This is a genomic window from Rhodovastum atsumiense, assembly GCF_937425535.1.
Lineage (GTDB): Bacteria > Pseudomonadota > Alphaproteobacteria > Acetobacterales > Acetobacteraceae > Rhodovastum > Rhodovastum atsumiense.
Genome location: NZ_OW485601.1, coordinates 5119773 through 5133241, shown reverse-complemented (window position 1 = coordinate 5133241; position 13469 = coordinate 5119773). Strand labels below are relative to the sequence as shown.

The 13469-nt window shown below is 69.6% G+C and carries 7 protein-coding genes; 2 read left to right on the top strand and 5 right to left on the bottom strand.

Annotated features, from left to right (window positions below):
* Positions 1-34: 34 nt before the first annotated feature.
* From NBY65_RS23120 to NBY65_RS23110, 3 genes are all read right to left on the bottom strand, one after another.
* Complete coding sequence (locus NBY65_RS23120) at positions 35-3550, bottom strand: PAS domain S-box protein (protein WP_150043086.1); 3516 nt, start codon at positions 3548-3550, stop codon at positions 35-37.
* 62 nt (positions 3551-3612) lie between these two features.
* On the bottom strand, positions 3613-7758 hold the full coding sequence (locus NBY65_RS23115) for a hybrid sensor histidine kinase/response regulator (RefSeq protein ID WP_150043085.1): 4146 nt from the start codon (positions 7756-7758) through the stop codon (positions 3613-3615).
* A 222-nt stretch (positions 7759-7980) separates the two neighbouring features.
* The gene (locus NBY65_RS23110) at positions 7981-8388 is read right to left on the bottom strand and encodes a hypothetical protein (RefSeq protein WP_150043084.1); all 408 of its coding nucleotides are present in this window, start codon (positions 8386-8388) and stop codon (positions 7981-7983) included.
* 194 nt (positions 8389-8582) lie between these two features.
* Between NBY65_RS23110 and NBY65_RS23105 the strand changes: the two genes are divergently transcribed.
* The gene (locus NBY65_RS23105; protein ID WP_150043083.1) at positions 8583-9062 is read left to right on the top strand and encodes a hypothetical protein; all 480 of its coding nucleotides are present in this window, start codon (positions 8583-8585) and stop codon (positions 9060-9062) included.
* Between the two features lie 24 nt (positions 9063-9086).
* Entirely contained in the window at positions 9087-9857 is a 771-nt protein-coding gene (locus NBY65_RS23100; RefSeq protein WP_150043082.1) for an integrase family protein, read from the top strand.
* 45 nt (positions 9858-9902) lie between these two features.
* On the opposite strand, the gene NBY65_RS23095 is transcribed toward NBY65_RS23100, so the two are convergent.
* Positions 9903-12188, bottom strand: coding sequence for a tetratricopeptide repeat protein (locus tag NBY65_RS23095; protein ID WP_162530740.1), 2286 nt, complete (start codon positions 12186-12188; stop codon positions 9903-9905).
* A gap of 163 nt (positions 12189-12351) precedes the next feature.
* A complete protein-coding gene (lpxD, locus tag NBY65_RS23090) occupies positions 12352-13368 on the bottom strand; it encodes a UDP-3-O-(3-hydroxymyristoyl)glucosamine N-acyltransferase (RefSeq protein WP_150043080.1) in 1017 nt (338 codons plus the stop codon).
* Positions 13369-13469 lie beyond the last annotated feature (101 nt).

Genomic DNA, 13469 nt, shown 5'->3' with positions numbered 1-13469 from the left:
GAACGGTGTTTGGTCGCTTGTGCCCCTGTTGTCGTCACGCATTGGAGCCTCGCCCCGTGCCGTCAGCGGTCAGCAGGTCATCCAGGCATTCAGCCAGGCGAGCGGCGGCGATCGGTTTGTGCAGCACCGCCGATGGCCTGCCTGGCCCGTCGCCGGCCGTCGTCGGCCCGGCGGCATCGACGAAACCCGTCAGGATGACCGCAGGCAGGTCAGGCCGCCGCTCCTGCGCATGGCGGATGAGGGACGTCCCGTCCATGCCCGGCATGGACAGGTCGGTGACCAGTACATCCACAGGCTCGCCCGCGTCCAGCAAGGCGAGGGCCTCGGCGCCGCTCTGCGCCAGGAGCACACACAGACCGGCATCCTCGAGCCCGCCGGCGAGGGTTTCGCGCACCATCTCCTCGTCATCGACGAGCAGGATGCGCGCCGCCAACCTCCCGGCGGCCGGGGACTCCCGGAGCACCCGGCGCCGTTCGGCCGTCCCACCGTCGCCCTCCGCCACCGGCAACCAAAGAGTCACGGTCGTCCCGCAGCCGGGCGCGCTCTCGATGGCGAGGCCGCCGCCGCTCTGCTCGGCGAAGCCTTTGGCCATCGACAGGCCGAGGCCGGTGCCGCTGCCGACCGGCTTGGTGGTGAAGAACGGCTCGGAGGCGCGTGCCAGTGTCTCTGCGTCCATGCCGATGCCCTCGTCGCTGACCGCGAAGCGGACGTAGCGGCCCGGCCTGAGGGCGGCCGGACGGGAAGTTTCAGCCTCGACCCTGTCCGCCGTGGCGGCCAGGGTCAGCGTGCCGCCCTCGGGCATGGCGTCGCGGGCATTGGTCGCGAGGTTGATCAGCGCGGTCTGAAGATCGGCCCTGTCCGCGGTCACCGCAGGCAGCACGGGCTGAAGCTCGATCCGCGTCGCGACCTGGCCGCCAAGCGTGTGCGCGAGCACATCGCGCAGGGCGTCCAGCATGGCAGCGGGTTCGATCCGCTCTGGGCGGAAGCTGCTGCGCCGCGCGAAGGAAAGGAGGCGTTCGGTGATGACGGCACCTCGCTCGGACGATTTCAGGACGACGCCGGCGAACTTCCGCACGCCGGCCGGATCGGCGGCGCGCTTCTCGATCAGCCGGGCCCCGCCCTGGACCGCTTGCAGGAGGTTGTTGAACTCGTGGGCGACCCCGCCGGCGATCTGCCCGAGCGCCTGCATGTGCTGGGCATGGGCGGCCCGCGCCTGGGCATTCACCCGCGCCGCCACTTCGGCATGTACCCGCTCCTCAAGGTGCCGGTTCAGCACGGCGATCTCCGCCTCGGCCTGCCGTTGCGCGGTCACGTCGGTCATGGCCACCAGGATCTCCCGCGGGTGCCCGTCCGGGCCGCGCCGGAGCGCTGCGCGGATGGCGACCGTGAGGTGTCTGCCGTCCCGGGTCACCTGCCGCAGGTCGTCGACCCACTCGCCGTCACGCTGCAGCACCGCCATTGCCTCGTGCCGCGGCGCCGGAAAGTCGGTCTGCAGGAGTTCGGGCATCGCCCGCCCGACCGCTTCCGCCACCGTCCAGCCGTACAGCCGCTCGCATCCCTTGGACCAGAAGCAGATGACCCCATCCTCGACGTTGATCATCGCGAACGTGCCGAGGTTCACCGTCTCCAACAGGTCGCGCAGCCGCGCCTCGTTCTCCACCAGCGCCTGATCGGCGCGCAACTGCTCGGTGATGTCCCGTGCCGTCACCACCGAACCGACGATCGTGCCGTTCTGGTCTCGGATCGGGGTCAGGTTATAGCTGCCGACCCAGGTTTCGCCCGTGTCGCGGCGGCGCAGGCGGCACACGGCACCGACCGCCGTCTCGCCGCGCAGCGCCCGCGGAACCGCCCACTGCTCCGGGGGCAGCGGCTCGCCGTTTTCAAGGAAAGCCTCCACGAGCGCCGGATAGGCGTCGAAGGTCCTGGCACACTCGTCCTTGCTGCGGAACCGAAGGAAGGTCGCGAACGCGTCGTTCAGGTGGATCAAGTTCCCGGCGGCGTCGGAGATGTACACCGCGTCCGTCATGGCGCCGAGCGCCGCTTCCAGCTGAACCCGGCTTTCCAGCGATGCCGCCTCGCTCTCGCGCAGCGCGTCCTCGGCGCGCTTGTGGCGGGTGATGTCCTGCACCGTGCCGCGCAGGGCGGTGACCCGCCCCGCGAGGTCCTGCACGGCCTCGCAGCGGGTGGTGATCCAGATCGGCGTCCCGCCCCGGAACGCCTCGACGTCCAGCTCGTAGCCGATCCCGGTCGCCAGGGTCCGCTGGACCGCTTCGTTGATCCGCTCCCAGCTCTCCAGCGGGTAGAGCCAGCCTCGCTGGTCCCGGAAATTCGGCATGCACTCGGCGGCCGGATCGAGGCCATAGATGCGCAGCAATTCGTCCGAGCCGGTCGTGGCGTCCGTCGCCGCGTCCCAGTGCCAGCTGCCGATATGGGCGACCCGCTGGGCCTCGCGAAGCTCCGCATCCCGCTGCACGCGCGCCGCTTCGGCCTCACCCCGCTCCCGCAGGGCGGCGAGCAGCGAGGCGGCAGTAGCATCGGCCTCGCGCAGCCCGAACGAGGGGGTGTCCGTTCCGGCGGCGCCCTCCGCCGCCGCGAGACCCGCCAGGGCGTGGATCGGCCCGGCGATCCGCGCCGCGATCAGACTGGCCAGCGCGAGTGCCGCCAGCAGCGCGAGAGCGGAGAGGGCGAGGGTGATCCCGAGGGCCCGCCAGAGCGGCGCGTAGAGCTGGCTCTGCGGCACGCCGACGCTGACGCCCCAACCCGAGGGACCGGGGCGGCTCCAGGTCGTCAGCACCGGGATGCCTTCGAGCGTGACCGCCTCCATCACGCCCTCGTCGCGTCCGAACAATGTCCGCAGGAAATCCTGGGTCGCCGACCGGCCCAGGAAGCGCTCCGGGTTCGGCATGCGTGCGACGAGAACGCCCTTGCGGTCCAGGACCGCAGACACCCAGCCGGACGGCAGGTGCTGCCGCCGGATCGCCTCCTCGAAGGCGCCGAGCGACGGGTTCATCGCCAGTACCAGGGCGATGCTGCCGTCGGCGCCCCTGACGGGGACGTCGATGGCGATGACGGGGCGGTGCGACACGGCCCCGATGAAGACATCGGACACCGTGGGCCGGCCGGTGGCCACGACGCGTCGCAGGTTCTCCGTGTCCGACCGCGCCGGGAGCGGCGCGCCGGGCGGCTCCGCCAGGTTCATCACCTGCTGCCCGTCCGCGCGCAGGAGCAGGATGTTCGCCCCGGGATCATCGTGCGCGCGGACCGCTTCGGCCTGGGCGCGGAAAGCCGTCAGGTCGCCGGCCGCCAAATGCGGGGAAGCGGCCAGCACCCCCATCGCCGCGATGCGGGCGCGGAGTTCGCCCTCGACAGCGAGCGCGATGCCGCGGGCCATGGCCTGCGCCTGCTGCCCGGCCCGCTCCCGGTCCGCCCGGTAATTGGCGGAGACCACGCCGGCCACGAGCAGCATCAGCGGCAGCATGGCGGCGGCGACGAGCTGGAACAGACGGGCCCGGAGCGAAGGCGCGGCGCCGCGCATCAGCCAACGGCTCATCTGACGGCCTCCCCCGCGACGCCGCGCGGCAGCGGCGGCGGCCTGACTGGCGGAGTGAACAGTCATGACCTTGCGGTCTCCAGGCCGGCCTCGATGCGCGCGGCCAGGGCGCGGCCCGCCACGGGCTTGCGGATCAGGGTGTAGGCGTCTCCGGACGAAAGCGCCGCGCGCTCGCCCATGTAGCCGGTCAGCAGGAAGCAGGGCAGCCCGCGGCGCAGGCCGCGCGCCTTCTCGATGGTCTCGATACCGTTCATGTCCGGCATGGACAGGTCGCTCACCAGCGCATCCACGGCTTCTCCGGACCGCAGCAGCGCCAGCGCCTCGGCGCCGCTCGCCGCGACCAGGGCGGCGAAGCCCACGTCCTCGAGCTGGGCCGCGAGCGTCTCCCGCACCAGGTCGTCGTCATCGACGAGAAGCACGCGGGCGGCGCCCGCGCCGGGCTGGACACTGCCTTCGTCCTCGGCGTGCGGGTCGGCTGCCCCGGTGGCCTGGCGGAGCCACAGCGTCACCGTGGTGCCGGCGCCGGGCGCGCTGGCGATCATGAACCCGCCGCCGGACTGCTCGGCGAAGCCCTTGACCATCGGCAGCCCCAGGCCGGTGCCCTGTCCATGCGGCTTGGTGGTGAAGAACGGTTCCGTCACCCGCGCGAGTGTCGCCTCGTCCATGCCGGTGCCGGTGTCGGACGCGCTGATCCGGACATAGTCGCCGGGCGCGAGGCCGGCCGGATGGGCGGCCGCCGCGGCGACATGCTCCGCCCCGGCCGAAAAAGTCAGGATGCCGCCCTGCGGCATGGCGTCGCGGGCGTTGGTACCAAGGTTGACCAGCGCCGTCTCCAACTGCCCGCGGTCGGCCAGCATCGGCGGGATGTCCGCAGGCACCTCGTTGCGGACGCTGACGGCGCTGCCGAGGGTGTGGCCGAGCACCTCGCGCATGCCCTGCAGCAGTTCGCCGGGCGGGACCGCCTCGGCGCGCATCTCGCCCCGGCGCGCGAAGGAGAGCAGGCGCTGGGTGATCGAGGCACCACGGCCGGCGGCATCGATCGCGGTGCGGGCGAGGCGGCGCACCTTGTCGTGGTCCTCCGGCCGCCGCTCGATCAGCGTGGCCGCCCCGGAGACGCTCTGCAGGATGTTGTTGAAGTCGTGCGCGATGCCACCGGCAAGCTGACCCAGCGCCTGGATCCGCTGGGCGTGGGCGGCGCGCGCCTGGGCATCCTCCCGGGCCGCCACCTCTGCGCGCACCCGCTCCTCGAGGTCCCGGTTCAGCTCGGCGAGCGCCGCCTCGGCCCGTCGCTGCGCGGTGGTGTCGGTCAGCGCCTCCAGCACCGTGAGCGGCCGGCCGTCCGGTCCCCGGCGGAGCACATTGCGGACGGAGACGATGATCTCGCGCCCGTCTTTCGTCCGCTGCCGCAGGTCGCCCGTCCACTCGCCGTCGCGCTCCAGTGCCGCCTCGACCTCGGCCAGAGGCACCGGAAAGACAGTCGGCAGCAAGTCGTGCGACATTCGGCCGAGCGCCTGCCCGGCCGTCCAGCCGTAGAGGCGCTCGGCCCCGTGCGACCAGAAGCGGATGGTGCCGTCGGGGTCGCGCGCCATGAACGTGCCCAGGTCGAGCGTCTCGACCAGGTCGCGCAGCCGCGCCTCGCTCTCCCTGAGGGCTTCTTCGGCGCGCAACCGCTCGGTGATGTCGCGTGCGGTGACGACCGATCCGACGATGGCGCCATGCCGGTCACGGATCGGGGCCAGGGTGTAGCTGCCGACCCAGCTCTCTCCGGTGTCCCTGCGCCGCAGACGGTAGATGGCGCCCACTTCCGTCTCGCCGCGCAGCGCCCGCGGGACCGCCCACTGCTCCACCGGGGCCGGTTCGCCGCTCTCCAGGAAGACGTCCAGCAACGCCGGATACGCGGCAAAGGTCCTGGCGCATTCGTCCTTGTGCCGGAACCTGTAGAACGTGGCGAAGGCATCGTTGAAGTGGATGAAGTTCCCCGCCGCATCGGAGATGAACACGGCATCCGTCATGGCGCCGAGCGCCGCTTCCAACTGCGCCCGGCTTTCCGCCAGCGCGGCCTCGGCCGCACGCTGTTCGGTGACGTCGGTGCTGGTGCCGAACCACAGCGTGACCCGGCCGTCGGCGTCGCGCACCGGCAGGGCACGGGAGAGGAACCAGCGATACGCGCCGTTCCGGCCGCGCAGCGGGAAGGTGTCCTCCCACGGCTCGCCGCTGTCCCAGGCGCGCTGGATGCGCTCCACCACGCGGTTCACGTGGTCCGGGTGATGGACCTTGCGCCAGCCCCAGCCCTCCATCTCCTCCAGGGTGGTGCCGGTGTAATCGTGCCAGCGCCGATTGTACCAGAAGATCCAACCATCCGGCCGCGCCATCCAGGCCAGCTGCGGGATGTTGTCGGCCATGGCGCGGAACCGTGCCTCGCTCTCGGCCAGCGCCCGCTCCATTTGGTGCTGCTCGGTCTCGTCGCGGGCAATGCAGACCAATCCAACGACCTCGCCCGTGGCGGGGTCGTGCAGCGGCGTCTTGGTCGAGCGCCAGGTGCGCGCCATGCCCCGCTGGGCATGGGGTGCGATCTCGATGACCGTCTCGCTCTCGCCGCGGCCCATGATGCGCAGGTCGTTGCGCAGCGCGGCCTCCCCCGCCGCCGGAACGGCGGAGTACTCGGCGGCGGTGCGGCCACGCACCTCTTCGAACGGGAGGCCGATCGCGGTCAGGGTCGCCGGGTTGGCGTAGAGCATCCGCCCGGCACGGTCCTTGGCGAAGAGCAGGTCGGGCGTGGCCTCGCCGAGCGCGCGCAGCATCCCCTCGTGCTCGGCGAGGCGGGCGGCGGTTTTCCGTTCCTCGGTGACATCACGGAAGAACACGGTGATCCCGCCGTCGTCGGAAGGGAACGCGCGCGCCGTGAAGTGGCGATTCAGGGGGACGTAGAACTGCTCGGCCTCGGTCGGCAGGTGCCCGGCCATGCAGCGCTGGTAGGCGTGCCAGAACGGACCGTCCACGGCTTCAGGGAAGGCATCCCAGATCACCTGTCCAACAAGGTCGCGCCCGGCCGCGATCTGCTCCCGGGCCCAGCGGTTGAGGAAAGTGAAGCGCCAGTCCGGGGAGAGCGTGTACACGCCGTCCCCGGTGCTCTCCAAGGCGGCGCGCACGGCGTGTTCCCGCTGCTGTGCCGCCTCGGCCACCGCGTCGAAGGCAGCCGCCAGGCGGCCAAATTCCGACCTGTCCCGTTGCAGGCCGGTGCGGGCCGTGAGATCGCCCTCGCGCCAGCGCCCGGCGGCCGCCAGCAGTCGCGCCATCGGGCGCCACACCATCGGGCCTGCCACCATAACGGTCACGCCCATCGCCAGGATGACGCTGAGGACAAGAAACATCAGGTTCAAGTAGTGTTCTTGGGCCATGGCAGCGAGGAGCACCGGGCTGTCCAGGCCGACAGCGATGCCGAACCATTCGGGTCCCAGGCTGATCGGCGCATAGCCATAGATCCGGACGATGCCGTCCGGTCCTGGCATCTCCCGCACGCCGGTTTGCGCCCTCTCCAGTGCCTTGCGCATGTCCCCGGACACGGACCGGCCGACGGAACGCCCCGGTTCCGGCCGCCCGGCGAGAACGGTGCCGTTTTGGTCGGTAATGACGGCCGCGGCGGCTTTGGGCAGCTTCAGGCGGTCCAGCCTGCCCTGGAGCCACTCCAGATCCAGGGCGATGGTGAGGACACCGGCCACCCGGCCATCCGGGTTGCGGTAACGCTGGGCGAAGTGGACGCTCGGTCGCTTGGAACCGCCGCCGACGGCGTAGTCGCCCACCACCAACTCATCCGTGGCCAGCGCGTGATGGAAATAGGGGCGATAGCTGCCGTCCGCCCCGATGTCCGCAAGGCGGGAGGAGCAGATGACCTTCCCGTTCAGGTCGTACCCGGCAATGGCCGCATACCTGGGGGAGCGCTTCAGCAAATTCGGGAAGTACGGGGCGCAGTCGCTTTCCCAGTGGTCACGGGTGGCGCTTATGTTGACCAAGGCGGTCATGAGCTGTCGGGCGCCTTCGACCACCTGCTCCTGTTCGGAGGCAACAAGATCCACCAGGCGCAATGCTTCGTCGTGGATCGCCTGCTGGCGGGCGCGATGGGCGCTAACCTCGGTCCATGCCTGGAAGGCGAGAGCCGGGAGCAAGGCAAGGAAGGTGATGAGGAGCAAGCGTCCGACGAGGCTTCCCATCGCAGGTGTTCCCCCACCCGGCGATGCATCATGCTCGTCAAGCAATGACCTCACATCGCCGTGATATTTAACATATCAAAAGACGGTCAAAAATCAATTAATTAGTATAGTAAAATAAGGAAAATTCCTTCAAGTCGCATGACAAATTAAAGTGCTATCTAAAAAATAAAATAATCTGCCTTGTCGAAAAATACAAAAGTAAAATACTTTCTTAACTACAACTTATGAACCGTTTCTGGATTTTGTATATTGATGACTCTTGCCGGTCTGATTAATTAATTTTGCTTTCTGGCTGCAGCACGGCCTCCGGGCGCGTAGCAGGCGAGGATATCGAGTGGGAGCCGCCTCGGTATCGGTGCACAGAAGGGCTTCGGTATCGCGATGATGATCGGGGTAACGAACCAGCATCCCGCAGATCGATACTGGTTGCTTACGGAAGTGCCACCACAGCGCGGTGCCGGTCGCATGCGCGATCCAGCGGCCGCTGTGTAGAGCGGAGCGGTTATTCACCCATCGTTGGCCGCGACTGCTGACATGGCGCTCACCATTGGACAGAACCGCATCATGGAAGGCGCTGGCCAGCGCGATCCGCTGTCCTCGGCGCAGTTCCGGCATGTGGTCAAGGCCCATGATGTTCCGCGACTACACAATCAATCCAAGACCGCTCAAGTCGGATCAATAATTTCCAGAATTCAATTTCCGTTTTGAGCGCATGTCATCGCGTCGTCCACCGGAACCCCCGGCGCTGGCCGGCCCGCCGCGTCGCGCTGCGGCGTCCACGCCATGCGAGACTTCCATGCCTGAGATCTCACCGAACGACATCATTGCCATCCGCCTCGACGAACACCAAGAGCCCGGCATCCCGCCTGGACCACCCGCGCCCCCTCCGCATCGCCCTCGGCCGCCAGCTGACCGAGGCCGACCACAGCGGTGATGCCCTGGCCCGAACCAGCGCCTCCCACCTCGCCTCCGCCCTGGTCGCGCTGCAGCGCCGCCTCGGCCTGCCGCCGGCACCCTCGATCGCGGTCGCGGTCGCGCCCGGGCCGCACCGCTCGGTCTATGCCTGGACCGTCGCCACGCTGCCCGGCGTCAGCTCGTTGCAGCTGTGCCCCGGCTTCCGCGGCGACGGCGAGAGCGTCACCCCCGAGCTGTTGCTGCACGTGCTCGGCCAGCTCCTGGCCGACGCCGCCAATGGCATCCGCTCCGACCTCCACCTGCGCGAGGCGGCACAGCGCGCCGAGGACGCACTCGCGACGGAGGTCGCCCGCATGCGCGCCGTGTGCGGACCGGCGCAGCCGCACTGACGCGGCGCATGGAACGCCAACGCCATGCCCCGCCTCACCACCGCCCTGCTCCGCGGCCTCCCGCCCCTGCCCGAGGGCACCGCCAAGCAGCGCATCTTCGACGACGCCCTCCACGGCTTCATCGCCGAGCGCCGCCGGTCGGTGACCACCTTCTACCTCCGCTACGCCGACGCGCGCGGCCGCGCCCGCGAGGTCAAGCTCGGACGCCTCGGCGACGTCACCGCCGAGCAGGCCCGGCGAAAAGCCGAGCAGATCAAGGCCTCGGTCAGCCTGGGCGCCGACCCGGTCGCCGAGCGGGCGAAGCTGCGCGCCGTGCCCACCCTGGCCGACTTCGCCCGGGACGGCTACCTGCCGCACGTGCGGGAGCGCCTGCGCAGCACCGGCAACTACGAGGCCTACCTGCGCCTCCGCATCCTGCCCATGCTCGGCCGCAGGCGCCTCGACGAAATCACCCCGCATGACGTCGCCGCCCTGCGCCGCGCGCTGATCGCCAAAGGGCTCTCGGCCTCCAGCGTCAATCGCCATCTCGCCACACTGCGCTCGATGCTGAACCTGGCACTGCGGTGGGGCCTGTTCGACGGGCGCAACGCCGCGGCCTCACCCGGCATGCTCCCCGAGCAGCACCGCGACCGCCATCTCACCGCCGAGCAGACCCAGGCGCTCATGCACGCGCTCGACGCCGAGCCGTGCATGAGCGCCGCGGCCGCGCTCGCCCTGCTGGTGGTCAGTGGCACGCGCAGGCAGAGGGTGCTGAAGAAAGCAACGTGGGAACATGTCGACCTCGACCGTGGCTGACTCACACCGATCCTCGCCGTTGTATTCTGCTTCTGAGGTATGTGCCTACCGGCGCCCGAGTTGCTCGAGCAGAAGGCGTGCCTGTGGGTCCGATGGCGTCAGCGCGACCAAATCGCGCGCATAGCGTTGCGCAGCGTCGGGATCACCGCTGTCCCGGGCGATCGTGATCAGCCCGAGCAGCACGTCGCGGTCGGCCGGATGCTGCCGGTGCGCCTGTTCCAGCACCGCGATTGCCTGTTTCGTCATCCCGGCCGAGTTCAGCGCAACGGCGTAGACATAGGCGTAGCGCGGATTGCCGGGCGCCAACTCGTTCGCGCGGCGCAGCGCCTGCAGCGCGTCCGCGGCATTGCGTTGGCGCACCAGCGTCAGGCCCAGGGCATGCCAGGCATCGGCGTTGCCCGGCTCGATGGCGATGGCGCGGCGCAGCAGTTCCGCCCCCTCTTGATCACGGCCGCGCATGCGATCGAGATCGGCCAGATTGACCATGCCCGGCACGAAGCGGGGATCGAGCCGCAGCGCGGTCTGGTAGGCCTCCTCAGCCTGCGTGGCCTGGCCGAGGCGGAGGTACAGCAGGCCGATATTGAGATGCGATTCGGACCGGTCGGCATCGACCAACTCGGCGTTCAGCAACTCCCGCAGGCCACGTGCCAGGGCGACGCGCTGCGGGTCTGTCATCTGTGCCTCCGTGCCGGCCAGTGCCCGCGCCGCTTCTACCCGCACCGCCCGCACTCTGTCGTTCAACAGCGGCGCCACTCCTTGCACCATGGAACGCCCCGGCGCGGCCGGCAGCGCTCGCGGCACCGCCGCTCGCACCAGCGGGTTGGGATCGGTGATCGCCGCCTTCACCGCCGCCTCCGAGGTGCCGGTCGCCCGGTTCCGCAGCAGGCCGAGGGCGGTGGCGCGCGCAATCGGCGGCTGGCCCGCGTCCAGAATCAGCGCATCGAGCAGGCGTTCCGCGTCGGCGGCCCCCGTTCGGCCGGCCTGCAAGGCGGCGCCGAAATGCGACGTGGTCCGCCGCCCGGCGGGGTACCAGGCGGCAACTGCGCGCGCGGCCCAATCGGCCGGACGATCGGCATGACACTGGGTACAGGCGTTCGGCGTGCCGAGCGACGCCGACAGGTCGGGCCGCGGCACCCGCAGGGAGTGGTCGTGACGGTCGTGCACGATCATGTAGGTGCGGGTCGGCATGTGGCAATTGACGCACTGACCTCCAGTGCCGCTGGGCTCATGATGGTGGTGGGCCGTGGAATCGAAGCGGGCGGCCATGTGGCATTGGCCGCAGACCGCATTACCCTCCACCCTCAGCCTGAGACCGTGCGGCTCATGGCAGTTCGAGCAGGTGACCCCGGCCTGGTGCATGCGGCTCTGCACGAACGAGCCGTACTCGAACACCTCGCCATCGATCTGCCCATCCGGAAAATAGTAACCGGGGTCAAGCAGTGCGGGCAGATACCCATCGAGCAGCGGCGCCCCGACCAGGGGCGTGTCAAGCAGCTTCTTGCGCCGCATGTGGCAAGGCGCGCAGGTGTCGGGTTCGGTCGAGGCGAGCGGCGCGGTCCGGTGCGCGATGCCGGTCTGCACGTCCATCTCCCAGCCGCCTCCGTCCGTCGGGCGCAGCCAGTTCGCCAGCCCCATGCGGTCGCCCGGCGTCACCGGGACAGGCGGCTTCGGCCGGACCTCGGCCCAGGCGACGTGCACCGAGCCGGCGCCGTGGCACGCCTCACAGGCGACATCCACATCCGTGAAAGCGGTGGCGTAGGCGTTGGTGGCGAGGTCGAAATTCCTCCGAAGGTCGGTGGTGTGGCAGTCGGCACACTGGTAATTCCAGGTCTGGTCACGTCCGGTCCAGTGCAGCCGGTCGCCGGCGCGCAGCCGCTGCTCGGGATACAGGCCGAACCAGCGCTGGCCACCCGACGCCTTCGGCCTGGCGTCCCAGGCGATGCCGAGCGCCTGCAGCCGGCCACCGGGAAAGCGGATGAGGTATTGCTGCAGCGGATCGACGCCAAACGTATAGGCAACGTCGTACTCGTGGGGATAGCCGTCGGGCCCCTCCGTCCGCACGACGAAACGGTCTCCGGCGCGGCTGAACGTCGTCGGTATGCCGAACTGCGTGAAGCTGGCGTTGTTGAAGTCGCCCAGCACCGTCGCCGGCGTCGCCTCCTGCATGGCACGCGCATGGTGCGAGCCTTTCCAGAGGCTGGTTTCGGAAGGATGGCAGGCGGCGCAGGCCTTCGCACCCACGAACCGCGGCGCCTCCTGCGCGCGCAACGGCGACAGCCACGCCACCCCGAGCAGGAGCACGAGAGTCACCAGCCACCGGAGCAAGGCCATCCTGCGGCTTCTTACAATCCAAGGGGTGTGACAGGGTCCTGCCGTGAGGACGAGTACATCCGCTTCCAGGAAATCGAACATATCGGGCTGTTCATCATTCAATGGTCGCTCCCGCCCCAAACCAGACCTTCGTGGCCACGCAAGCCCTCCGTGTGAGGCTGTGTCACAGTCCTCGACGGGTCATGCGCTTCAGGACGGCTACCTGCCGGAAGAACTGCTGCCTCGGCTGGGCGGGGCTGCCGACCAGGGCGGCGCCAGCGGGCACGTCCGACATCACGCCCGCCTGCGCTCCGATCCTGGCTCCCTGCCCGATGCGGATGTGCCCGGCGATAGCTGCCTGCCCACCGACCTGAACGAAGTCGCCGAGCACCGTCGAGCCTGCGATGCCCACCTGCGCCACGATGACGCAGCATCGGCCAAGGCAGACGTTGTGCCCGATCTGCACGAGGTTATCGAGGCGCGAGCCCGCACCGATCACCGTATCACCTGTCGAACCCCGGTCGATGGTGGTGTTGGCGCCGACCTCCACATCGTCGCCCAGGACCACGCGTCCGAGCTGTGGGACCGACAGGAAGCCGTCTTCGGTGTGTGCGAAGCTGAAGCCTTCCTGCCCGATGCGCGCGCCCGGGTAGACATAGACCCGTGCACCGACAATGGCATGGCTCAGGCTCGCGTGCGCGCCAACCCGGCAGTCGGGGCCGATGACCACGCCCTCACCGATGGCGGCGTAGGGCCCGATCCGACAGCGGGCGCCGACTTCGGCCCCTGCTTCCACCAGGGCAAACTGCCCGATCCCGGCCGAGGGATCGATCAGCGCCCGCTCATCGACGAACGCCGTGGGATGTATGCCAGGAGCATCCGGAGCCTTTGGGTGGAACAGGCCAGCCACCCGCGCCCACCCTTCGTACGGGTTTCGCGTGACGATCGGCACCACCCCTGACGGCACCCGCGCGATCATGTCCGGATGGACGATCACCGCGCCCGCCGAGGTCACCTCAAGCGCCGCGGCGTAACGCCGGTTGTCGAGGAAGCTCACCTCATCAGGCCGGGCGGCCTGCAATGGAGCGACACCCGTCAGCAGCAGATCGGCCTCGGGCGCCGTGCCGCCTGCCGCCTTGGCAACGGTAGCAAGTGGGTATGGTCCGCTTCTGGCGAAGAAGCGCGGGTCGCCGATCGACATCCCGGTAGGTCCTCCTCTGTTTGAGGCGAAGGGCACGTCTGCCAGCCGCGCACGGACACCCCAAAAAGCGGCGCCGGAACGACCAACCGAGAGTACGGAAC